This window comes from Candidatus Bathyarchaeota archaeon (assembly GCA_026014585.1).
In the GTDB taxonomy this organism is placed as follows: domain Archaea; phylum Thermoproteota; class Bathyarchaeia; order Bathyarchaeales; family Bathycorpusculaceae; genus Bathycorpusculum.
In genome coordinates, this window is the sequence record JAOZIA010000024.1 from 540,983 (window position 1) to 563,824 (window position 22,842).

24 protein-coding genes are annotated in these 22,842 nt (G+C 43.2%); 17 read left to right on the forward strand and 7 right to left on the reverse strand.

Annotated elements, in window-relative coordinates; all coding sequences use genetic code 11:
* Positions 1–10: 10 nt before the first annotated feature.
* The 16 genes from NWF01_12070 to NWF01_12145 all read left to right on the forward strand — a co-directional run bounded on the left by NWF01_12070 (position 11) and on the right by NWF01_12145 (position 16,372).
* On the forward strand, positions 11–589 hold the full coding sequence (locus NWF01_12070) for a hypothetical protein (protein ID MCW4025746.1): 579 nt from the start codon (positions 11–13) through the stop codon (positions 587–589).
* Between the two features lie 102 nt (positions 590–691).
* Positions 692–1,213, forward strand: a complete 522-nt coding sequence (locus NWF01_12075) for a hypothetical protein (GenBank protein MCW4025747.1) — start codon at positions 692–694, stop codon at positions 1,211–1,213.
* 62 nt (positions 1,214–1,275) lie between these two features.
* Positions 1,276–1,524 carry a hypothetical protein gene (locus NWF01_12080; GenBank protein MCW4025748.1) on the forward strand — a complete coding sequence of 83 codons (249 nt, stop codon included), beginning with the start codon at positions 1,276–1,278 and terminating at the stop codon, positions 1,522–1,524.
* 100 nt (positions 1,525–1,624) lie between these two features.
* On the forward strand, positions 1,625–2,527 hold the full coding sequence (gene ligD, locus NWF01_12085; protein ID MCW4025749.1) for a non-homologous end-joining DNA ligase: 903 nt from the start codon (positions 1,625–1,627) through the stop codon (positions 2,525–2,527).
* A complete protein-coding gene (locus tag NWF01_12090; GenBank protein ID MCW4025750.1) occupies positions 2,505–3,326 on the forward strand; it encodes a Ku protein in 822 nt (273 codons plus the stop codon). The genes ligD (NWF01_12085) and NWF01_12090 overlap by 23 nt, the downstream gene beginning before the upstream one ends.
* Positions 3,323–4,738 (forward strand): non-homologous end-joining DNA ligase, encoded by a 1,416-nt coding sequence (ligD, locus tag NWF01_12095; GenBank protein MCW4025751.1) that lies wholly within the window; start codon positions 3,323–3,325, stop codon positions 4,736–4,738. Before NWF01_12090 ends, ligD (NWF01_12095) begins: the two co-directional genes overlap by 4 nt.
* 241 nt (positions 4,739–4,979) lie before the next feature.
* Positions 4,980–5,234 (forward strand): hypothetical protein, encoded by a 255-nt coding sequence (locus tag NWF01_12100; protein MCW4025752.1) that lies wholly within the window; start codon positions 4,980–4,982, stop codon positions 5,232–5,234.
* 27 nt (positions 5,235–5,261) lie between these two features.
* Positions 5,262–6,503 (forward strand): glycosyltransferase family 2 protein, encoded by a 1,242-nt coding sequence (locus NWF01_12105; GenBank protein ID MCW4025753.1) that lies wholly within the window; start codon positions 5,262–5,264, stop codon positions 6,501–6,503.
* The gene (locus tag NWF01_12110; GenBank protein MCW4025754.1) at positions 6,443–7,954 is read left to right on the forward strand and encodes a hypothetical protein; all 1,512 of its coding nucleotides are present in this window, start codon (positions 6,443–6,445) and stop codon (positions 7,952–7,954) included. Before NWF01_12105 ends, NWF01_12110 begins: the two co-directional genes overlap by 61 nt.
* Before the next feature lie 299 nt (positions 7,955–8,253).
* Entirely contained in the window at positions 8,254–8,982 is a 729-nt protein-coding gene (locus NWF01_12115) for a glycosyltransferase (protein MCW4025755.1), read from the forward strand.
* Positions 8,983–9,014: 32 nt separating this feature from the next.
* The gene (locus NWF01_12120; protein MCW4025756.1) at positions 9,015–9,968 is read left to right on the forward strand and encodes a glycosyltransferase; all 954 of its coding nucleotides are present in this window, start codon (positions 9,015–9,017) and stop codon (positions 9,966–9,968) included.
* Positions 9,965–11,437 carry a radical SAM protein gene (locus NWF01_12125; GenBank protein MCW4025757.1) on the forward strand — a complete coding sequence of 491 codons (1,473 nt, stop codon included), beginning with the start codon at positions 9,965–9,967 and terminating at the stop codon, positions 11,435–11,437. The genes NWF01_12120 and NWF01_12125 overlap by 4 nt, the downstream gene beginning before the upstream one ends.
* Positions 11,421–12,239, forward strand: coding sequence for a glycosyltransferase (locus tag NWF01_12130; protein MCW4025758.1), 819 nt, complete (start codon positions 11,421–11,423; stop codon positions 12,237–12,239). Before NWF01_12125 ends, NWF01_12130 begins: the two co-directional genes overlap by 17 nt.
* Positions 12,240–12,310: 71 nt before the next feature.
* Positions 12,311–13,102, forward strand: coding sequence for a class I SAM-dependent methyltransferase (locus tag NWF01_12135; protein MCW4025759.1), 792 nt, complete (start codon positions 12,311–12,313; stop codon positions 13,100–13,102).
* A 5-nt stretch (positions 13,103–13,107) separates the two neighbouring features.
* Complete coding sequence (locus NWF01_12140) at positions 13,108–15,534, forward strand: hypothetical protein (GenBank protein ID MCW4025760.1); 2,427 nt, start codon at positions 13,108–13,110, stop codon at positions 15,532–15,534.
* A 238-nt stretch (positions 15,535–15,772) separates the two neighbouring features.
* Entirely contained in the window at positions 15,773–16,372 is a 600-nt protein-coding gene (locus tag NWF01_12145) for a class I SAM-dependent methyltransferase (GenBank protein MCW4025761.1), read from the forward strand.
* Between the two features lie 9 nt (positions 16,373–16,381).
* On the opposite strand, the gene NWF01_12150 is transcribed toward NWF01_12145, so the two are convergent.
* The 5 genes from NWF01_12150 to NWF01_12170 all read right to left on the reverse strand — a co-directional run bounded on the left by NWF01_12150 (position 16,382) and on the right by NWF01_12170 (position 19,945).
* Positions 16,382–17,404, reverse strand: coding sequence for an SDR family oxidoreductase (locus NWF01_12150; protein ID MCW4025762.1), 1,023 nt, complete (start codon positions 17,402–17,404; stop codon positions 16,382–16,384).
* Between the two features lies 1 nt (position 17,405).
* On the reverse strand, positions 17,406–18,269 hold the full coding sequence (locus NWF01_12155) for a sugar phosphate nucleotidyltransferase (GenBank protein ID MCW4025763.1): 864 nt from the start codon (positions 18,267–18,269) through the stop codon (positions 17,406–17,408).
* Positions 18,270–18,410: 141 nt separating this feature from the next.
* Positions 18,411–19,079, reverse strand: coding sequence for a DUF47 family protein (locus NWF01_12160; protein MCW4025764.1), 669 nt, complete (start codon positions 19,077–19,079; stop codon positions 18,411–18,413).
* Positions 19,080–19,093: 14 nt separating this feature from the next.
* On the reverse strand, positions 19,094–19,426 hold the full coding sequence (locus tag NWF01_12165; GenBank protein ID MCW4025765.1) for a hypothetical protein: 333 nt from the start codon (positions 19,424–19,426) through the stop codon (positions 19,094–19,096).
* Positions 19,427–19,483: 57 nt separating this feature from the next.
* Positions 19,484–19,945, reverse strand: coding sequence for an HIT family protein (locus NWF01_12170; GenBank protein ID MCW4025766.1), 462 nt, complete (start codon positions 19,943–19,945; stop codon positions 19,484–19,486).
* A 32-nt stretch (positions 19,946–19,977) separates the two neighbouring features.
* Here NWF01_12170 and NWF01_12175 point away from each other — a divergent pair, with 32 nt between their 5' ends.
* Positions 19,978–21,000, forward strand: a complete 1,023-nt coding sequence (locus tag NWF01_12175; GenBank protein MCW4025767.1) for a hypothetical protein — start codon at positions 19,978–19,980, stop codon at positions 20,998–21,000.
* Here NWF01_12175 and NWF01_12180 read toward each other — a convergent pair.
* Entirely contained in the window at positions 20,997–22,625 is a 1,629-nt protein-coding gene (locus NWF01_12180; protein MCW4025768.1) for a thiamine pyrophosphate-binding protein, read from the reverse strand. The two genes, NWF01_12175 and NWF01_12180, sit on opposite strands and share 4 nt — an antisense overlap.
* Positions 22,626–22,697: 72 nt before the next feature.
* Positions 22,698–22,835: a hypothetical protein gene (locus NWF01_12185; GenBank protein ID MCW4025769.1), complete on the reverse strand. Its 138-nt coding sequence runs from the start codon at positions 22,833–22,835 to the stop codon at positions 22,698–22,700.
* Positions 22,836–22,842: the final 7 nt, after the last annotated feature.

The window sequence follows — 22,842 nt, forward strand, 5'->3', positions numbered from 1 at the left end:
GGTGAAGGTCATGTTTAACAAAATAAATTTTATCGGATTGGCTGCTGGAATTGCAATGTTGCTTTTGCTGGCAATATCATACTATGTACCGTGGTGGGTTATTTCAATTGGAACGGTAGCTCAAATCAATTTGTCTCCAGTAAACTTTAGCATGGCACTCTTTGGGGAAACACTCAATCAACCATTAATTTGGGCAATGAACATGATAGGAATACTAACGCTGCTTTCTGCCGGAATCATTATGATAATCTACTCAATTTTACCAAACAAACCATACTCAAAAAAACTGCTAGGATACGGATACAGCAAACCAGTGTTCATTGTTGGTATGTTCATTGCAGAACTAGCGATAATGTACTTTTCAGTTAAGGCTTTAACAGGGTTTGATTTCCCAGTAATTGGTTCATCTACCCTACAAATGTCAGTGAGCAACGTAAGCATAAGCGTAACTGCCAACTCAAGCCTTCTGTGGCCAGTTTACTTTGCCATCGCCGTTGCTATCCTGTGTGTTGCCGCTAGGGTATATCACAGAAAAGTTGCTCAGCCAACAGTGCCACCTGCAACGGTTTCGCCAGCAACAGTTAATTAACCCAAAATTTTCTCTTATTTTTTTTAACTAAAATTTAGCACATAACAATGCTTTTAAATTGTTGACACCTTAAAAAGTAGTTCTAAGTGATAACTGATGAAGATGAGGCTCATAAAATTAAGCCCTGAACTCGTAATAGAACTGTTGCAAGGCAAAACTTTTAGCTTAAACTTACCCCAAGACTGCGAACTATTGGATATAAAATATGACAGTTTCACCCATGAAGTGTCAGCAATAATCAGAAGCGACAGTTTTGAGGAAATAACTGAAACCTATCCCATTCCAGAATTAATCCTGACCAAAACAGTCAGTGCCAAACCAGCCGCATCTACCCCTGCACAAGCACCTGCCCCCGGCGTGCCAGTTGAAATTAAAACAGAAGACAAACCTGCTCCAAAACCAGCAGTTCAGCCGCAGCCAAGCCCTGTAAGTAGCATGGAAGATGAGTTTAGTCCTGATCAACGTAAACTGCTTAATTTTGTCCAAAAAGAGGACTGTCTCATTGTTAAGCCTGCACAGTTTTTGAAGGAAGAATGGGCAGAAATTAACGATTTAGTTAAAAGCTTGGGTGGCAAATGGGTTAAGGGAGACATTATAAGTTACTGGGAGATACCTAATCAGTAAACTATCGTTAAGTTGCCTTCAAAATTAAATATTCAAAAATAATTAAATATAGTGTGAAAAGCATGAAATTCGCTGAAACAGCCATACTCCTTAGAGAAATAGTTGACAGATGCCCTGGGCTAGATGGGGCAGTCATAACATTAATCCCTCAAAAAGCAATATACCCACAATATCTGGGTTATCACATAAACATCAAAGCTGATATTAGCAAGGAAAGCATGGGGGGACTTCGTAAAATCGTGGAAGGACACGACTTATCCATGAAAATTAAAGTTGACTCAGTAATCGTTTACGAAGCAAGACAAACCTGAACCGCTAAAAACAGCTAACGCTTTTTTGTCACCAAAAAGCCAAAAGGTAATCAACTAATATTTAGTCACAGTTCACCCAATCTTTTTGGTGAAACGCGCCATGAACAAGCTTGAAGAGGCTGAAAAATTAACAAAGGTGAAATTCAAAAACCTCAACAAAATTTTTTACCCTAACCAAAAAGTCACCAAGGCACAGGTTATTGAGCATTACATCAAACTTGCACCAAAAATCTTACCCATCATCAAAGACCGCCCGCTGGTTCTAACTAGATATCCCGATGGCATTGAGGGCAAAACTGCTTTTTATGAGAAAAACGCACCCGAAGGCACACCATCTTGGATTAAGACGTTGCCGATTTACTCGGAAACATCCAAACGGGAAATAGACTACATAATATGCAACGACCTTGACACGTTGATTTGGCTTGCAAACCTTGCCGCACTTGAAATCCACATGCCCTTCTGCAAAGTTAACGCATTGGATAAGCCTGATTTTTTGTTTTTTGACCTGGACCCAGAACCTCCAGCCACATTAAATGACGCGGTTGAAGTGGCTCTTTTGCTTAGGGATATGCTTGTGGATTTGGGGTTGACCTCGTTTGTTAAAACTTCGGGCAAGAAGGGCTTGCATGTGGTTGTTCCTATTGCGCCCGAGTACACGTTTGAGCAGACAAGAACCTATGTTCACAATATGGGTATTGAATTGGCAAAGAAAAGCGTGATGGTTGTTTCTGAGTTCAAGGACACAAAGAAGCCCGGCAAGATTTTTGTGGATTATCTACAGAACTCACCACTGCGAACAATGGTTATCCCGTACAGTCTGCGTGCCACACCTGAAGCGTCAGTTTCCACTCCGCTTGAATGGTTGGAAGTGCGAAAAGGCATAAACCCATCAGACTACACTATTTTCACTGTAGATAAACGGAAAGAAAATCCGTGGAAGAACATTTTCGATTTAAGATGCAAGCTGGAGATAAATTATGGAGAAACAAGAAACAAATGAACAAACCAGTAAAATCAGCGCTGATGTGCCAAGGCGTTCGATTTGGTCAGGGAGCATCACCATCGGCTTAGTGAATGTGCCCGTGAAACTCTACAGCATGATTTATGATAAAGGCGTCACGTTTCATTTTCTGCACAAAACCGATGGGCAACCGCTTAAGTACGTTAAAATGTGCACCAAAGAAAACAAAATCGTGCCCTGGAACGAGGTAACACGGGGCTATGAAGTCGCCAAAAACGAGTACGTCACCTTTGACAAAGCAGAACTCGACGCAGTCAAACCCGAATCTGACAGGCGCATCCGCATCAGCAAGTTCGTTGATTATTTTTCAGTTGACCCCATCTACTTTGACAAAACCTACGCGTTGCTACCTGACAAAAGCAAAGACGCCTATAGTCTGCTGCTGGCGGCTTTGGAGCGGAAAAATAAAGCAGCTGCTGCAAGAATCACACTGCGAACCAAGGAGTATCCTGCACTACTTCACGCCTATAAGGGCGCGCTGGTTTTGACCACGCTGCGTTATGCTTATGACGTTGTGGACCCTCGCGGGTTTGAGGAACTACAAAAGCTTGCGGAACCAGAAAAGTCTGAGTTAGATTTGGCAGTCAAGATAGTTAGTGACCTTTCGGGCGAGTTTGACATAACCGAGTTTGAAGACACATACCAAAAAAAGGTTGAGGCACTGGTTGCACAAAAGCTGAAGGGTGAAAAAATTCATGTTGAAGCAGCACCGGAGGTTGAAGCAAAAAGCCTCATGATTGCCCTACGCGAAACCCTCAAGCAGTTGGAGCAGAAATGACCCGTCACATCTACAAGCCCATGCTTGCAAAAGAAGCCAAATCCCCGTTTTCTAGTGAGGATTGGGTTTTTGAGGTTAAATGGGACGGCTTTAGGGCAATCGCGTATGTGGAGACGTCGTTGAGCATTAAGAGCCGTAACGGCAAAGAACTTAAAGCCAATTTTCCCGAATTGGAAGAATTAGGCAAGCTGGGCAAAAACATTGTGATTGATGGCGAAATCGTTGTGCTGCACAATGGCAAACCTGATTTTCAGGCGTTACTGGAACGGGGGCAGGCGGTTTCCAGCCTTGAAATCCAGCGGCAAACTAAGCAGTCACCTGTAGTCTATGTTGTTTTTGACATTTTAGAGAAAGATGGACAGGTGCTTACGGAGCTTTCGTTGTTGGAGCGCAAAAAAATCCTTTCTGCCGTCCTTAAAGAGGGCACTTATGTGGTTTTGTCTGATTTTGTGGACTCCCAAGGTGAAGCGTATTATCAGTCTGTTTTAGAGAGAGGCTTAGAGGGCATTGTTGCAAAAAGAAAAGACAGCGCCTACGAGGAAGGCTTGCGAACTGGGAGTTGGCTGAAAATAAAGAAGCTACGCACCTGCGATTGCATAATCTTTGGTTATACCAAAGGAAGCCAAGCAAGGGAAGCCACATTTGGAGCTTTGTTACTAGGAGTTTATGACGCACAAAAGAATCCAGTTTATCTAGGTAAAGTTGGAACTGGTTTTTCCAAGAAAACACTGTACGAGTTAACAGGCAAGTTTGAAAAAATGAAGACTCATGTTGAACCTTTTACGGCTGAAGCGGGGGATGTGGTGACTTGGCTTGAGCCTCGACTAGTGTGCGAAGTAATATATCAGATGTTAACCAAAGATAATCGATTGAGAATGGCTCGTTTTCAACGCTTAAGAGAAGACAAGCCAATTGAGGAATGCACTCTGGAACAATTCAAAGACACTAACCCCAACCCCAAACTTTCTGAATACATAACCAAACGCAACTTTCAAGAAACACCCGAACCCAAAGGCGGAACTAAAACTGAAGAAAAACCTATTTTTGTAGTTCAAGAGCATAATGCGCGCAGGTTGCATTGGGATTTTCGGCTGGAAAAGGATGGTGTACTGAAGAGCTGGGCAGTTCCAAAAGGTATGCCAGAAGACACAAAGCAACGTCATTTAGCAGTGGAAACTGAGGATCACCCTTTAGAGTATGTGGGTTTTGAGGGGAAAATCCCGGAGGGGCATTACGGTGCGGGCACGGTTAAGATTTGGGATAAAGGCTTTTTTGAGGTGAAGCTGTGGGAGAGCAACAAAATTGAGGTTACGCTTGACGGAAGCGTGCTTAAGGGCAGATATGTTCTAGTGCGGCTGAAAAAGGGTTCGGATAATGATTGGTTACTGCTTAAGGGTAAAGAAAAAGCCTGATTTTGATATATAGAATATTTATCCTATTTATAATAAAGGGGAAGAATATCGAAGGTTTTTTATTTATAAGCTATGAATACTTAACACGTTAAGCAAGCAGGGGGCAACTAAAGTAAAGGCAAGTAGAAGTCGAAGTTTCGGCTTACTAAGCAAAAAAAGGTTAGTTGCACTTAGGTTAAAAGCTGTCCGCTCGGGCATCTGGTTTAAGGCGCTACACAGAATTGACAGAGCACTTATAAACTTGACAATTAAGGTAACTGACAACGTAAAAAGCAAAACCTTAGCCAACAGCATAAACACTATCATAAACAAACTTGACTTGCTTTCAAAAAACAACCGCATACAAACAGGAAAATGGGGATTTATTCTCGCAGAAAAACTAAGCACAATTTGCCAGCAATGGGGCAACAGTTCAGCATTAAAATGGGTGGTTGATTGCTCATTTGTTAAATACTTGGCTGTGATGTATTTAAATGAAAACAACGTCAGGAACTAAAAAAATAGTTATTCGATTTGATACAGCATGATCGTTTTTGAAATAATCGCTTTTGTTCTGCTTGTTGTGATGATTTTTTGGGTAAGCTACAACGGCTACATTTTAGTTATTGGTGTTAGAAAACGCCACGCTAACAAGATACTTAATATCATAGACCTGAAAATTTTTCCTAAAGTTTCAATTATTGTACCCACCAAAGATGATGAATCCGTTATTGGACGTTGCCTTGAATCCATCCTAAAAATTGATTATCCTAAAGACAAAATGGAGGTAATCGTGGTTGAGGGCAACTCAAAAGACACTACATGCAAAATTTGCCAAGAATATGCAGAAAAAAACCCTCAAACCATAAAGCTCATAAGTGAAAAAGCCGCCAAAGGCAAACCTGCAGCTTTGAACCTGGCCTTGCACCATACAACTGGAGAAATTATAGGTATTTTTGACGCGGACAGCATTCCAAATGAAGATGTACTCAAAAGAACAGCGGCATACTTTACTGATGAAAAAATAATGGCCATTCAAGGAGAAACCCATTCACTAAACGAAAAAGACAATGTGCTCACAAGAGTGACCGCTATGGAAGAGAAAGCGTGGTATCAAGCCTTAATCAATGGAAGAGAAAATCTCAAACTGTTCGTTCCCTTAAATGGAAGCAATCAATTCGTCAGAAAAAAGGTTTTAGACGAGCTTGAAGGTTGGGATGAAAACTCGCTTACAGAAGACGTGGAGTTAGCGTTGAGACTTGTTGAAAAACAGCACCAAATAAAATATGCACCGGACGTTCGTGCTGGACAAGAAACACCTAACAGTTTACATTCACTGTTTCATCAGAGATTACGCTGGTACCGTGGCTACATGGAAACAGCAATCAAGTATGGACGATTGATGGATAACTTGAACCGTAAAACCCTTGACGCAGAAATCTCACTGTTTGGTCCATTCACAATGATTTGCTCTTTTCTCAGTTACATTAACTGGGGCTTTTTGATTTTGTTCCCAGGCACCGGTTCAATGCTTAACTTGACAGCTTTGGCGATAACTTTAACGGCAATATCGCTTATTTCGCTGGGGATTGCTTCTGCCGCCGCTGAAAAACCCATAAAAGCCAAAAACCTGTTGTGGGTACCTTCAATTTACGTTTACTGGTTTATGCAAACAATATTTGCATTCTGGGCTTTTCTCACAATGCTGTTTAGAAGACAGCGGGTTTGGAGCAAAACCGCAAAGAACGGTTCCATAAGCATAAGCCCAAAAATGAGCACAACATGAAAAACAGAAATCTAATTTTTCCGCTTTTAGCGTTTCTTATTCCCTTAACAGTCAGGTTTATCCCTGAACTGCTAATGGGACCCTTTGCAACAGGGTTTGACACAATCGGCTACTACACCCCAAACACGATATTATGGCTAAATCACGGCGTGAACTTTTGGACGTTCATATCCGAGGCACCACTGATGTACATATTCTTAATGGGGGCAGTCTCTGTGGGAGCACCAATAGTTCTTTTGTTTAAAGTATTGTCTCCATTGCTTTTGGGTTTACTTGGCTTAACAGTTTACTTCTATGCCAACAAAACCATTTCATGGTCACAAAGAAAAAGCTTGCTTGCAGCAGGTTTTGCAACAATTTACTTTGTTGCGTTAAGGATATCATGGGATATGCTTCGAACTGAAATCGGGCTCATATTCCTGTTTATCAGCCTCATTCTGTTAGCAAAGAAACCAACTTTAAAAAATACGACTTTACTTGCGATTGCAATGCTTCTGACAGTATTTTCCCATCAACTAATAGCAGTTATAATGTTTTCAATTATACTAGCAACCATCTTGCAAGCAACGCGGAAAAAAACGTTAGGAACAATAAAGCACCTGTTTACATGCTCCGCGCCCGCTGTTTGCTTATTCATTGTTATAATATATTCGTACAGTGCGGTAGGTAATCCGATTCTAAGAAGTTTTCCCAACCAAATTTCAGGCGGAGATGCCGCACTTTTAGGATTTTCTTCACAGGCAGATTTGATTTTGAACACACTGGCGTTTGTGGTTGTTTGCTTTTTGCCTCTTGTACCTCTACTGTTTTTTGGAGCAAAACGTTTCAAGAATAATTTCCACATGAATGTTTGGATTTTATGGATTTTTCTTGCTTTGCTGTTGGCGTTCATTAGTCCGAGCACTTTTGCTGTTTACCCTTACCGCTGGGTGTTACTACTTACGTATCCGTTGGCTTTTTTTGCAGCGGAAGGGTTTTGCGCGGTTAAGAATAGGTACAGGCTGGTTTTAGTTGTGATTTTAGCGGTCTTTAGCTTAAGTTTTGCTGTTTTGCCTAACAGCGACTCGAATGCGTATTACACATTATATCCAAACTATATTCCAAAGTCAATGCTACAAAACACTGTCCAATTAAGCGATTGCCAAGACACCATAAACGCGTTACAATGGGCAAAAAGTAACATGACAGCGGATTCGCAACTTTTGGTTCATGATGTTTTTTATGGGTGGGCACTGCTGAATTTCGATAATACCAGATTGATTAATTATGATTTTGATTATCCAGATGCTGCAGCAGCAGAACTGATAAATGACGGCGTGCAGTCAGCGTATTTGATTTGGTGGATTAATGGCAGCGGCTGGTATGGTCAGCCAATAGTATCAGGGAATTTTAGTCAAGTTTATTGTAGTGGGAACGTTGCAATATACTTATATAAAGTACAAAATTCATAAAAGATATATTTTACTGAGAAAAAATTTCTATAAGTGCACTGTACTAACAAATAAGCATTTAAACTAAACTTTGCATATTTGAGCTAACTAATAGGTCAGAAGGCAATATGGAGAACAACACTAAACAATTTATTTCCAAAACAAAGATAAATAACGCTGAAAGTGTATTTTTCAGTACAGTTGTAGCAGCAGTTTTAATGGCGGTAGTTACCAAAGTTTTAAATTATTACACCTATTTTTTTGATAGGGGGCATACATTTACAGTTTGTCTTTCTTAAAAAGAGGGAAGAACAGAAGAATTGACACAAGTTGATTTATCATTTATTGTTCCCGCATACAACGAGGAAAAACACATTGAAACAGCTCTTTACGGACTTGATGAAATTGTAAAAAGCAGAAACTGCCCCTACGAAATCGTTGTTGTAGACGACGGAAGCAATGATGAAACATTAAACAAAGCCAGAAAATACGCCAGCAAAAACGGGCACGTACGAGTCATAACGTATGACCATAACTTAGGCAAAGGCTACGCGGTAAAGAAGGGGTTCATGGAAGCACAGGGGCAAGTTGTGGTTTTTGTTGACAGCGACATGAACATTGAAATGGACACGATACTTGATTACATTGACGCCCTAAAGTACGGAGACATTATTATTCCCACTAAATGGCATCCCCAATCCAGAATCAAAATGCCTATGAAAAGAAGAATCCTAAGCCACGGATTCAACGTTCTCGTTCGCACACTTATTGGAGCTAAACTCAAAGACACCCAGGTTGGACTTAAAGTGATGAAAAAAGACAAGTTCAACCCCATCTTCCCAAGACTCTGTGTTAAACGCTATGCTTTTGATGTGGAGCTTTTGGCAGTGGCAAATCTGTATGGCTTAAAAATTGTTGAAATGCCAACTAAGCTCAGAATTGAGGGACTATTTAACATTAGAGAAATCTTTAAGATGTTTATTGATTTACTCGGAATCGCCTACAGACTAAAAATTACCCATTGGTACCAGCGACCCCTTAATATTTAAGAATACACAATACCTGATTTCAGGTTGATGCATTGACCCCCAATCACATGGCTTCCATTATTATTCCCTGCAAAACAATAGACCCGTACACCAAAGAATGCATCAGCCACTGCAAACAATTAAACTACCCAAATTTTGAAATAATCGTACTCCCCGACAGCGACAGTACCCCAATTGAAGACGTAAAAATAATTTCTACAGGACCCGTCTCGCCTGGATCCAAAAGAAATATAGGCATAAAAAACTCCAACGGCGAAATCTGCGCCTTCATCGACAATGACGCTTATCCACGCGTGGACTGGTTAACTCAGGCAGTAATACTTTTGCAGGACAAAAGCATCAGCGGGGTTGGTGGACCAGGAGTAACGCCAGAAACCGACAGTTCAGGTCAGAAAGCCAGCGGCTATGTGCTTTCATCGTTTATGGTTGGAAGCCTAGCCAGCAGATGCAAAGGCAAAGCGATATTTGAATCAACGGACATTCCCTCATGCAATTTCATCGCGCCCAAAGCTTTAATTTTGCAGGCAGGCGGTTGGAATGAGAAGTACTGGCCAGGTGAAGACACACTCATGTGTCTTGAACTGCGTAAGCTTGGCAAGCTGGTGGAGTCTTCAGAAATTGTGGTTTACCATCACAGACGCAGCCTCTTTAAGCCACATATTAGGCAGGTTTCACGGTTCGGCGAACATCGCGGTTTCTTTGTAAAAAAATATCCCGAAAATTCTATCAGACCAACCTATTTTTTGCCCAGTTTGCTGGTTGCCGCTTTTGTTGTGGGGCTTGTGCTTTCCTTGTTTGTTCCCTTGTTCGCGTATATTTTTCTGTTGGGTATTGCAACGTATCTTGTGTGTGGTTTAGCCGCATCGGTTATGCAGGTTAAAGATGCGCGGATGGTTTTTCTTGTGTGGGCAGGGATTATCGTAACTCATTTAATTTACGGGTGCTACTTCGTGTCTGGACTGGCAAAGAGTGATTTGAAACGATGAAAATCAGCATTTCCTACCCACCCCTGCCCTCAGAGAAGGGCGTGCCCCTGCTTAGCCAAAACAGGCAATTTCAATACTTCAAATCACCAACCTACATTTACCCCATGGTTCCCGCCTACGCCGCAACACTTCTCAAAAATGCAGATTACGAAGTGATCTGGGATGACGGCATCGCAGAAGAAAAAACTGACGAGGACTGGAAAAAAGACATAGAACATGAAGCCCCGGACCTTGTTATGATTGAAACCAAAACCCCCGTGGTCAAGAAGCATTGGGCAATAATCAACGAGCTAAAAACGGTGATGCCAGCCTGCAAAGTCGTTATGGTCGGTGACCACGTAACCGCGTTGCCAAAGGAATCTATGGAGAAGTGCTTAACCGATTTTGTTTTAACAGGCGGCGACTACGACTTTTTAATGCTAAATTTAGCAGAGTTCTTAAACGGCAAAACCAAGCAGCTTGAAGAGGGCATCTGGCACCGCGAAAAAGGCAACCTCAAAAACACTGGACAATTCAAGCTAAACCACAACTTAGACGAGTTACCCTTCATTGACCGCGACCTAACCAAATGGCAACTCTACAACAAACAAAACGGCAACTTCAAACAAGTTCCCGGTGCCTACACGATGGCTGGCAGAGATTGCTGGTGGCGCAAAGACGGCGGCTGCACATTCTGCTCATGGCCAACACTTTACCCGACCTTCCGCGCCATGAAACCCAAGCGATTGGCGGATGAGGTGGGCTTGCTAATTGAGCACCACGGCGTTAAAACCGTTTTTGATGATACGGGTTGTTTCCCAGCGGGAAAGTGGCTTTCAGAATTTTCTCAGTTGATGATTGAACGCGGCTACAATAGCAAAGTGGAGTTTGGCTGCAACATGCGCTTTGGCGCACTTGAGCGTGAGGATTATCGTTTGATGAAGCAGGCAGGTTTTAGGATGCTTCTGTTTGGCGTAGAATCAGGGAGCCAAGCGACGCTTGACCGCTTAAATAAGGGTACAACCGTTGAAAGAATTATAGAAGAATGCAAGATTCCTCATGAGGAAGGCTTGGAGCCACATATCACGATTATGGTGGGTTATCCATGGGAAACCCGCAAAGACGCCGAGAGCACGCTGGATTTGGCGAAGATGTTCATGCAGAAAGGTTGGGCAAACACGCTACAAGCCACAGTCGTTATCCCGTATCCAGGCAGCAAACTGTACGCGCAGGCACTGGAAAACGGCTGGTTCCGTGTGGACCCAGCGGATTATGAGCGGTTTGACATGAAAGAGCCAGTGATGACCACGATGGATATGACAGCAGAGGAGGTTTTGGAGCTTTGCGACCAAATCTACAAAGTATTTTTAACGCCACAGTATATGCTGCGGCAGCTTGCTCGTGTGCGGTCTATGCGAGATGTTAAATATTCAGTTAAAGGTTTAGTAAAAGTTCTAGGACACGTCAAGGACTTTGGCAAAGACAAGTAACCCCACCGTTTCCGTGGTAATAACAACAAAAAATGAAGAAAAAAACATTGATAACTGTCTAAAATCCATTAAAAATCAAACATTCAAAGATACCGAAGTCATCCTAGTTGACAATTACTCTACTGACAAAACCGCCCAAATCGCACAAGAACACGGCGCAACCGTCTACTTTAAAGGAAACGAGCGGTCAACCCAGCGAAACTTTGGCGTTAACGTTGCCCAAGGCAAATACGTACTTTACCTTGACGCAGACATGATTCTTAGTCCCAATCTGGTCGAGAAATGTGTTGAGAAATGCAAAAACGATGGGTTGGGGGCGCTTTATGTTCCTGAACGCATCGTTGGAGAGGGGTTTTGGATTAGGGTCAGGGATTTTGAGCGGGGCTTCTACACGGGCACAGTAGTTGATGCGGTGCGGTTTGTTCGCAGGGACCTGTTTTTGGGGGTTGGCGGGTTTGACGAGTGCTTGGTGGGTCCTGAGGATTGGGATTTTGACCGCAAAATAAGAAAAGCAACCCAGACAGGCATAGCAGACTGCGAGCTTTACCATAATGAGGGCAATTTTGATCTGAAGCGGTATCTGAGTAAGAAAAGCTACTACACGGATGGCATCAAAAGGTATGTTGATAAGTGGGGTGCTGATGACGCGGAGACAAGGCGTCAGGTTGGGGTGGCGTATCGTTTGCTGGGGGTTTTTGTTGAGGATGGCAAATGGAAAAGGCTGCTGGCTGGGCTGCCTTTTGCTGTAGGCATGTATTATTTACGTTTTAGGGTATCGTTGAGGTACTTACAAAAAGTCTAAGCGTAATCCGTTGCTGAAAAGGTTTTTACCTAAAGAAGCCAAATATAAAAAATAATCTGCGAGAAAACAAAATGTCTGAGCCTGCACCCGTATTCTACAAAGTTCTGGAACAATGCCGAGAAGTCTTCAAAGAAACCGTCTTTGACTTCAAACACAAAGGCGCAGATTTTGACTCCATGGTTTATGCTGAAGGAGTAAGAAGCCACATCGACACAGTTAAGCAGTACATGGGCAAAACCAGTGGGCTCATGGCGGATTTGGGCTGTGGTAAAGGGCACATTTCTGTGCTTCTAAAGGATGCGGGTTATGAGATGATTGGACTGGATATTCCTGAGCCAACAGGCGAGTTCAGCCATTTGTCTTTAAGGTTGTGGCAGAAAAAATCTTGGAAAGCCCTGGGCAGACGATTTGGCACAAGCTATGGTTTATCTGACATCAAAACGTTGCCTATAAAAGATGGCGTACTCGACGGCGTGATGATGTACGCAGTGATTGAGCACATATCCACAGAGCAATCTGAAGTTAAAAAGAACATAGACGAGGTCAAACGTGTTCTCAAACCAGGCGGATACCTGTTCATTTTCCGTTGCCCACGGAAAGGTTCTTACGCTGAAAAGCTCGCTTCTATTCTTGGACTACCCAAACATGACAAGCTGTACGGTGACTCAGAATTGAAGGAAATGTTGGCGTCTAACTTTACGGTTTTAGAGTTTGCCAGAACAGACATGATTTTGGCGTTTATGCGTTGCCAGCCGCTTTGGAATAAGCTGTCGCCACTGCTTTTGGCGTTGGATAGTATTTTGCTTAAAACCCCCGTTAGTGTGTTGAGTCATCATTTGATGGTGGTTTGCCAGAAAAGGTGAAGCCTATGGAAACAAGTCTGAAATTGAAGCTGCTGTTCGTGCTGGGGCTGTTGCTTATTGTTTATGTTTCAGCAATTAACATGTTTCCACAGGGCTATGTTTTTTCAGGCAACGATGTGGTCCAATTCATCAACCTCAAAAACACTTATGGGAACCTGTTTTATGTTTGGAACCAGTTCTCTGGCACGGGACAGTTTCTACAGTACTTTTCTTACTCATTATTCTATTACCCGTTCTACCTGCTCAGCGAGCTTTCTGTTAGCGCAAGTGCCCAGTCGTTTCTTTACTACTTCATTTTCTTAGCTGCATCGTATGTATCCTTCTTTTTTGCGTCAAAAAAATTCATAAAACCCCAATTCAACCATTCATTCGAACTCAGACTTCTGTTTTCACTAATTTACACCTTCAACCCCTATACACTATACGTTTTCACCTACACATGGGGGTACTCGCCGTTTCTGTTCCTGTATCCGTTAATCCCCGCAATTTTCTCATTAACCTACACATATTTCTCCAGCCAAAATGTGCTCAGTAGAACCTTGCCAGCGCTGGGGGTAGTGTTCTTTGCGGCAAACATTGCCTTTGGCAACTTCTCATTTTATGTTGCGCTGAACCTGTTTTTGCTGGCGTTCATCGTTTTATTGTACATTTTCCGTTTAGCCTCAGGGAAAATCATTCCAAAATTTTTCGCGTTCTTCTTTGTGATGGCGGTTTCCACTTTTTGGATTTTATTCACGGACATAGTTGGAATGATTTATACTTACTCTGCCATGATGGGTTCATCCGCTTTTGATTTGGGAAGTTGGATTCTCTATCAGCGCTTGTCTTTGCTACCGCAGATATTTCTGTACCCTAACCTTGACTACTTCATAGGTGCTTTCCCATTGTTTTTTGTGCTTGGCGTGGCAGGATTTATCGGGTTGCTTGCAACTTCACTGCTAAAAATCAAGAAACTATCTGTGATTTTTGTGGTTTTAACTGCAATATCTATTTTCATCACCTCAAAAGGTGCAGGGTTGCTTTCAGATGGTATAGCGTTAAACTTGTTCACTTTGCCAATTCTTAATACACTGAGAAGCTATGATAAAACGTTTATTTTTCTGCCGTTTTTCCTGTTTATGATTATCTTTTTGGGTATTCAGGAGTTCTATAGCAGAAACCCTGTGGCGTTTAAAAGAGTGAATTTTGGGAAGTTGAATCTGCATTTGAGCCATCGACGGCTTGTTTTGGTGGCGTTTGTTTTGATTATGGTTTGGGTGACCCCCTTTTTTATGGGCGGAATCCAGACACGCTACAGTTACATAATCGATCCTGGCTCGGATTATCAGAGTTCAACTTACAGTTACTTAGTAAAAATACCTGATGACTACTATAACGCTTCAAACCTTCTAAGTGAAGATTTACGGCAAAACAAAATCTTAGATTTACCCTACAGCGTCTTAAACAGTGTAGGCTGGGTTAATTACCCCAAATGGCAACTGGTAAGCGCTGACCCCACCGAGCAGCTGTTTAGTAAAACCAGAGTGCAATCTAACGGTGCCTACTTCTACCAGTACAGCCAACACTGGAGCACAATGAACACTACAGAGGCCAAATGGATAGTTAATCTGATGTCACTCTACAACGTGCAATATCTGATTTACCACAAAGACGTAGACGAGAAATTCATCAATCAAACCCAAGAAAAAATCATGTACCTACAAAATGAAAGCTACATAACGCTGATGGCTAACTACACAAACTTTGACCTCTACCAACTAAACAGCACCTACTATCGACCCAGCATTTACCCTTCAACCAGCTCAACATTTGTTAATGGCTCCACAAGTCAACTAGTTGACGCACTACGAGAGGTCAGCTTAACGGACAACACTATCTTCTTTTTAACTTGGCAAATCTCCCCGCAACAACAGCTGACAGCAAACATCAACCAAACCGCAACACCAAAAATAACTTTCCAACAAGACAACCTCAGCAAGTACCAAGTAAAAGTTGAGAACGCAACCAGCCCGTTCTTCCTTGTCTTCTCAGAAAGCTATGATCCATGGTGGAAAGCCTATGTGGAAAACAGCCCCGCAACTTTTGGTGATGTTGTGGGAAGTTATGAAAACTTTGGAGTAGAAGAAACATATTGTAACCAAAGCGGCTTAGTAGATAACATGAATTATTTGCTTGGGGAACCACTGCCTGAAAACACGCATTATATGGTGAATGGTTACGCTAATGCATGGTTTATTGACCCTGAAACGATTCCTAAGAATGCAGATGGCAGCTTTGAAATAACACTTTACTATGTGCCTCAAAGCTACTACGAAGTGGGATTTATTGTTTCAAGCGTTACTGCCGTAACCTGCATTGTCCTTGTTGCTGCTCAGACATTTGTGCCTAAAATCGGATTTTCAGTTAGGAACCGCAAAAACAGGGCTGCCTAAGCAGGCAGTTTCCGCTTTTATAGGCTTGCCCAATAGATTATATAGTTAATATAGTTCTGGGAAAATGCTTTTATTAGATAAGACCGAATGTGACGTATATTTGAGCCTTAAGGCAGGCGGATGAAAACAAATAGTCACCCAAGCAAACCCGTCATCAGTCACCGTAAAACTTGCACACGAACATTATTTAGACCGATGGCTACATTTATACGAACTAGACCAGTACAGGATTTGGCTCATTTCAGGTGTTCTAAAAAACCTAAAAAAGTACAAAGCAAAAGGCAATGTTTTGGAGATAGGTTGTTCCAAAGGCTATCTATCTAATATCTTAAACAAAAACGGTTTCAGCAGCATCGGCGGAGATATATCAAAAACTGCCCTCAAACAATCCAGCGGCATCAAAACGGTACGTATGGATGGTGAAAACCTGCCGTTCCCAGATAAAGCCTTTGATGCTGTACTTGCCATAAGCGTAATTGAGCATATCCCTAAACCTGCCTGTGTGGTTAAAGAAGCCTTCAGAGTGCTAAAGGATAACGGGGTTTTTATGTTGGTAACTCCCAACAAGGACAGCGGGTTAGCAAAAATCGGCAAGCACTTAGTGAAGTACACTTCAGTTAAAAATCCTTACCACGTCAGCCTCATGAACAAGCATGAACTCAACACTTACTTAACGGGCGCAGGCTTTTTTGACTTCATGGTGTATCCCTTCCACAACGGCTTCTACGGCGCACCCTTAATCCAGAAAGTCACAAATCAAACCATAATTCCGCTACCATTCAAGTTTCCAGTGCCCTTCGCACACCATTTACTGGCGATTGCAAGAAAAAACGCTTAACGCCATGTGTTAGGCTTGAGCCTTTGTTTCTCCAGCAAACCAGTTAACAGTTTTGGCTAAACCTTCCTCAAAACTTACCATAGGTTCCCAACCGACCAGTCGTTTCAGTTTAGCAATGTCTGGACATCGCCGTTTAGGGTCATCTGTTGGCAATGGGCTGAAGGTTATGGGTGAAGTAGTTTGGGTTGCTTGCTGAATTTTCTGGGCTAACTCAAAAATGGTAACTTCATGGGGTTTACCTATGTTGACGGCTTCGCCGTTAGCAGTTGCAGATTGAGCGAGCAACAACAATCCAGTCACGTTATCGGTTACATAGCAGAACGAGCGAGTTTGTTTGCCGTCACCATAAACTGTGATTGGCGCACCTGATTGCGCTTGCATGATAAATCGTGACATTGCCCGTCCATACAAACCGTCCTCGCGCAGTCGTGGACCATACGTGTTAAAAATCCGTGGAATCCGCACATCTAGACCATGCTGCTTACAGTAAGCAATCAACAGTGCCTCTGAAAAACGTTTACCTTCATCATAACAGGAACGGATTCCGACAGGGTTCACTCTACCCCAGTAAGTCTCAGGCGTAGGAACCACTTCTGCATCACCATAAACCTCCGAAGTAGAAGCAAACAACAAAGTGGCATCACATTTGCGTGCGAGTTCAGCCATGTTTGTGCTACCTACTGCGCTGGTCTGTAAGGTTGCAATCGGGTGAATTTGGTACTCGTCAGGTGAGGCGTGCCCTGCCAGGTGCAGGATTATTTGATATTTATCAGGGGTTTTGAATGTACATACGTCGGCTTTTAGGAATTTGAAGTCGGGGTTGCCGATTAAATGGTCAATGTTTTTTGTTCTGCCTGTAGACAAATCGTCAACAACAGTGACTTTTGCGCCGCAATTCAACAGCACATCGCACAGCCAACTGCCGATAAAGCCAGCGCCGCCTGTAACCAAAACATTTTTCCCGTCAAAGTAGTCCGCGTTTATTTTTGATTTTATGATTTGAATGTCTGCTTGAATTAGTTTATCCATCATTTCAGTATTCCGTCACAAAAGTTTTGTAAGAAAGCTCCAACGCTTCCCAGTACCGCTCAGGGCTACCAATGTCAAGATGCGCATAGCTCCGATCCAGCTTAACCGCGTAAACCTTTAGGTTCCAATCTACCAGTTTCTGAATTGCATCAGTGAGTTGGATTTCACCATTTTTACCTGATTTTGTTTCCGTCAGTGCCTTGAAAATTACGGGTTTAAAGATGTACATAGCTAAAATCGCAAGGTTTGTGGCTGGATTCTCGGGTTTTTCCACAACCCGTTTAACCCTGATTATGCCTGACTCAACCTCGTCGCCTTCAACTATGCCATACTGTTTAGGGTTATCGATTTCCAAAACAATAAAGACGGCATCAGCTTTCATGCGCTCGTAGACGTCGATTAACCGCTTGAGGTAGTCCATGTCTTTGGAGATAATTGCACTGTCTCCCGCGTGAATTAGGCAGTCCTCGTTTTGCACAAACGGCTGCGCCATCAAAACCGCATTCCCCAAACCTTTGGGCTGGGGCTGGTTAACCCACATGATTTTGCTACTCTCCAGTTTCTGATAGAAAACATCAAGGTCAGATGCAAGCCCGTTTTTACCCATGCACGCCAAGTTTTTAATACAGTCCATATCTGGAGTAAAGTGGTCTTCAATGCCACGTTTACCTCTTCCAACCACATAACAGAACTCCCGCAAACCCACCTCGTAGAGCTGCTCAAAAACCAGTTGCACAACGGGTTTAACGCACATGCCACCCAGCGAAGTTTTGGAAAATATTGGCAACATCTCTTTGGGTTGCTCTTTAGTTGCTGGGAATAACCTTGTACCTAAGCCCGCCGCGGGAATAACCACTTTACTAATCATGCGTTTCACATCTAAACCTAAAGGAGCTTCCAAATTTATAGATTGTTACTTAAACAATTTGCCACTCAAAAAACAAAATATAAAAAATTGATGAGCTTTTGAGCTGTTTTTTCTGTGTTAAGAAAATAAGAAATGAAAGGGTTATTCTCTGCTTGAGAGCACCACTATGTAGTCGGCTGTGTCAGCGCATGTGTCTGCGGCTTGCTCAATAAACTCGACCATGTCATCAATGATTACCATGACACCGTGGTTAATGTTTGCGCCGTACTTGATGAATAGGCTTCGGGTTTTCAGGTACTCAGTGTCTACTTCGTGCTCGATTTTGTTGACTTCTTGGGCTTCACGCACAGCTTTTGGCGTGTCAGAATTTATTTTTTCAACACTGCCCTTAAGTATCTGAACCATATCAACCAGTTTACCCGTCATCAAAACCGTTTTTTCCAAAAGCTCAGCTGGAACTTCGGCTCCCCAAAGCATCTCGATGCATCTTGCCGCATCTTTAGTGTGGTCTGCTAGCATGTCTGCACGTTTAACAATGTGCAACAAGTCCTCGCGGTAATCAGCCATAAGCGCAGTGCCCTTAGAAAGCTCCATGAACGCTTCAGTTCTAAGCGTGTCAACACCTTCCTCGGTCTTGTAGAGGTTTTCAATTTGCTTTTTTGCTTCTGTAAAGTTTTTTTCTGAAAAACTTTTGGTTGCCTTATGCAAGCAAGTTACGGTATCAAAAGCTTTGATAACTTGTTCATGTGCAATTTCTACGCCTTTGCTTCTTCGACGCTGCAAAAACCAATCAGGACTTTTCCTTTCCAAACCACTTTCACCAACTAATTTCTGTGTCTTCTTATCCTATCTTGACGCTGGGACTTCATGCGCCAATCCTTTTTACGTTGCGTCTGCACGGTAAAGCGTTCTCTTTGCATGGGCGCTATTTTGCGGTAACGTGCAATATTTTGATAGAATGATTCAACATCAATTTGGCCATCTTTTAGGTCTTGGATGTTCTGGTTTAGTTCGGCTCTGTCGCGTGGATTGCTTGTTTTGTCAAAAGCGTCCTCATAAACCATGTAAGCAGTATGGAACTGAAAATTGGAGAGGTCGTCGATTAAAAGCTTCTCAACGCGGGGTTCATTATTTGTTTGGTTGGGTTCCTCACTCATCTTAGTCAAACTTCGTGTAAAGCAATGTATTAATGCCGATGTTTATAGATGTACCTCTTATAAACTATAACCCAACCCTATTTTTTCCCGCATTTTTTGAGCATCCCGTGCTAAGTCTGAATCAGTATATATGAAATTGCCATGATTAAACAGGGTTTCTTGTGTGAAAGGAATAATATGCACATGCAAATGAAAAACCACTTGCCCCGCATCTGCCCCGTTATTCTGAACCAGCCTAATTCCTTTAACCTCAAAAGTATCTCTAACAACACCCGCAAGCCACTTAACCGCCTTAAACAAAACACCAACCTCATCCTCGGGCAACTGGTAAATGTTTTCATAATGCGCTTTGGGAACCACCAGCAGATGACCAGGGTTAATTGGGCGGTGACTAAGAAACGCAATCAGGTTTTGGTCTTCATAAACTATGTGTGCGGGTTTTTCTTTGTGTATTATCTGGCAGAATATGCAGTCAGACATGAACTTTTCATACCTTTTAGAAGGGTAAAGGTAGGATATAGCTTTAATATAATTTCCCGCCAGTAAAGGGTATGGAACCTTTAGTTGATGACATCGGCAGTTTCCCCTTGCCAGCGGGAATCACACGGGCAAACTATGCCAAAGCATACGAACAAGCACGAGAAGCCCTAACCCACAACCAAGACATCACCACCGACGAGTTTTTGAAAAAAAACTTTTACGACGTAGTAGTTTACTCGTTTCGCAGAAAACTATCTTGCGGCTTAGACGTTATAAATTTCCCACAGCACTTTAGCGGCATACGACAAGTAGGCGACGCCGTACATGAAGCCATGGCAAAAGGCTCCTTTATTGTAGACCAAGAAAAAGCCTTCTTCCCCGAAATCCGCGTCCTAAATCAAGAAGCAAAAAACCTCAGCGAAGAATTCGGCAAAAAAATCATGTTACGCGTCTGCATTTTTGGTCCCATCGAGCAGTACCTGCATGAGGTAGGCGCAACGGCTTATCCTGACGTGCTGGATGGGTTTGCTCAAACAATAAATCGCTTTGCCAAAAACAACATCATAAACAACAAGTACATGGAAACCAAGGTGGTTTCTATTGATGAGCCCAGTTTGGGACATAGCAATTTTACGGGATCACCAGAATTAATACAAGAAACTCTAAGTAAAGCCTACGATTTTGCTGGACCAATAAAACAGATTCACCTGCACTTCACAGGGGGCATTCATGACCTGCTAAATGTTGATGGGTTAGATGTTCTCTCCTTTGAGTATGCGGCATCCCCCCGAAACATCAATGACGTATCAAAAAGCATGTTGCAGAGTGCGGATAAGCAAATCCGTGTGGGCATCGCAAGAACCGACATTGACGCGATTTGGGCAGAACAATACGAAAAAGGTAACACCCAACCAACCGCAGAGCAACTGGTCGAACCCGTGGAAGCTATACGTAAACGGTTCCTGTTTGCTAATGAAAAATATGGGGAAACCATGACATTTACGGGTCCCGATTGCGGATTAGGCAGTTGGCCGAGCCAAGAAGCAGCTGAACTTGTCCTAAAACGCGCGGTTGAAGCAGTAAAAACTGCCTAAACCTGCTCTTTTTGCTCATCTATCCAAGCCATCAATTCATCCGATAACTCATCACGTTCAGTGACTACTTCGATTAGGCTGAAGCATTTTTGGGTGTACGCATCCTCAAGTGCGTTGTAGAGTTGCTTGCAGTTGGTGCATCGGTATCCTTTGCCGCCCCAAAGCTGAGCTAACTCTGCGTAATGCCAATCCTGTAGTTCATTGAATTGGGCGGTGGGATGGAACAGTTGCTCCATGCCCCAGCGCCTATTGTTGATAACGACAAAGATTGGGTTGATTTTGAAGCGTGCGCAGTGAATGATTTCTTGCCCTGTCATTTGGAAGCTACCGTCCCCGACTAGTACTATTGGTCGTGTTTTTGTTGAGAGGGCGTAGCCGATGGCGGCGGGAACCGCAAAGCCCATTGTGCCATAAAAGCAGGGTGCCAAAACGCTAAAAGTTTCAATATCTAAGGAGGCAAAGAGGCTATCACCCGTATCCGCAACCAATTGCATAGGGTCGTATTTGCCAAAGAGCCAGTTGATGGCGTCGATGACTTCGCTCATGATTAGGGTTTTGGCGTTGGCTTTGCAGGCGCGGTTCACTTTCAGGGGGATTTTGGCGGGTAACTGGGTGGTTTTTGGGGTTATTTGGGCGTTGCCAAGCGCATCCACTAATGCCCTAAGTGAAACATTCTCAAAAACTTGGTCGCCAATGTTTACTTCACCTGAGAAGCACCAGCAAAGACAGCCCCGCTTAGAAGCCGAAAGCTTCGCGCCTAAATTCACATCCGAGAGCATCTCGCCTAGCACCAAAACAAAATCTGACTCCGCCACGAGTTGATTGGCAGCTTTGTTTCCTGCAACTCCTAAGTAAATGCCGTAGAAGTTGGGCTCATCAGTGGGCAGGTGGTCTCGTGATAGCATTGTACATATTACAGGGATGTTGAGGCGTTGGGTGAAGGTGAGAATTTGGGGGGTTAGGTTGTAGCGGTCGGATTCTACGCCCATCATTACAACTGGGTTTTGAGCCTGCACAAGCCGCTGGACGATTGCCGCTGTTGCTTGCTTAATGCGGGCTTCATCGATTTGCAACGACGTAGGCGTTTTGGTAATGCTGATTCTCTGGTTAACCACATCTGCGGGCAATTCAATGTAAACTGGAAGCATACGCTCTTGACAGGCGCGAAGGGCGGTTTGGATTTTTTCTGCCGCCGTCAAGGGGTCATCTAAAAGAACTGCTTGCGTGGTGACTTGAGCCATGGCGTTTTGCATTGACGCACAGGTCTTTACGGTGTGGTGCATGAAAAAATCATGTCGCCTAGCCGAGAGAGGGGGACCACCCGCAACCAAAATCAGGGGGGCTTTCTCTGCGTACGCACAGGCAACCGCGTTAATCACGTTCAACACTCCCGGACCATAGGTTACCACGGCAACGGCGGGTTTTCTTGTGGCTTTCGCATCGGCAACCGCGGCAAACCCAGCGCCCTGCTCATGCGAGAAAGTGTAAAGCTCAATTTCAGGATCGTCTTCGAGGAGTTTGAAAAAGTTTATGACAAAATCTCCAGGAATACCATAGACCCTTTGTGTTAGGGTTTTTAGTTGGTTGAGCAGGTATTGTCCTACGGTTAAAGAATCAGTTGACATTGATGGTCAAAAAGAAAAAGGGGACACAGACAATTAAAGATATCAGAACAAAAAGGAAGGAGGCGAAGCCGCCTAGTTCCAATGCTCATCAAGGTAGAGCTTGATGATGGGGGCTTGGGTTGCACCGTCTATGATTTTGGGAGAAAAAGAAGGTTTACGTCGAAGAGGCGGCGCGGGCATTGGATGTGGCGGTTCAATATCTATGGGCATGCGGTTT

Excerpts from the sequence above, each read along its gene's own strand:
- NWF01_12125 (MCW4025757.1), top strand. The coding sequence starts at position 9,965 with ATGAAAATCAGCATTTCCTACCCACCCCTGCCCTCAGAGAAGGGCGTG.
- NWF01_12150 (MCW4025762.1), bottom strand. The coding sequence starts at position 17,404 with ATGATGGATAAACTAATTCAAGCAGACATTCAAATCATAAAATCAAAA.
- NWF01_12080 (MCW4025748.1), top strand. The coding sequence starts at position 1,276 with ATGAAATTCGCTGAAACAGCCATACTCCTTAGAGAAATAGTTGACAGA.
- NWF01_12165 (MCW4025765.1), bottom strand. The coding sequence starts at position 19,426 with ATGAGTGAGGAACCCAACCAAACAAATAATGAACCCCGCGTTGAGAAG.
- NWF01_12135 (MCW4025759.1), top strand. The coding sequence starts at position 12,311 with ATGTCTGAGCCTGCACCCGTATTCTACAAAGTTCTGGAACAATGCCGA.
- NWF01_12185 (MCW4025769.1), bottom strand. The coding sequence starts at position 22,835 with ATGCCCATAGATATTGAACCGCCACATCCAATGCCCGCGCCGCCTCTT.
- ligD (MCW4025751.1), top strand. The coding sequence starts at position 3,323 with ATGACCCGTCACATCTACAAGCCCATGCTTGCAAAAGAAGCCAAATCC.
- NWF01_12140 (MCW4025760.1), top strand. The coding sequence starts at position 13,108 with ATGGAAACAAGTCTGAAATTGAAGCTGCTGTTCGTGCTGGGGCTGTTG.
- NWF01_12090 (MCW4025750.1), top strand. The coding sequence starts at position 2,505 with ATGGAGAAACAAGAAACAAATGAACAAACCAGTAAAATCAGCGCTGAT.
- NWF01_12075 (MCW4025747.1), top strand. The coding sequence starts at position 692 with ATGAGGCTCATAAAATTAAGCCCTGAACTCGTAATAGAACTGTTGCAA.
- ligD (MCW4025749.1), top strand. The coding sequence starts at position 1,625 with ATGAACAAGCTTGAAGAGGCTGAAAAATTAACAAAGGTGAAATTCAAA.
- NWF01_12175 (MCW4025767.1), top strand. The coding sequence starts at position 19,978 with ATGGAACCTTTAGTTGATGACATCGGCAGTTTCCCCTTGCCAGCGGGA.
- NWF01_12180 (MCW4025768.1), bottom strand. The coding sequence starts at position 22,625 with ATGTCAACTGATTCTTTAACCGTAGGACAATACCTGCTCAACCAACTA.
- NWF01_12155 (MCW4025763.1), bottom strand. The coding sequence starts at position 18,269 with ATGATTAGTAAAGTGGTTATTCCCGCGGCGGGCTTAGGTACAAGGTTA.
- NWF01_12105 (MCW4025753.1), top strand. The coding sequence starts at position 5,262 with ATGATCGTTTTTGAAATAATCGCTTTTGTTCTGCTTGTTGTGATGATT.
- NWF01_12070 (MCW4025746.1), top strand. The coding sequence starts at position 11 with ATGTTTAACAAAATAAATTTTATCGGATTGGCTGCTGGAATTGCAATG.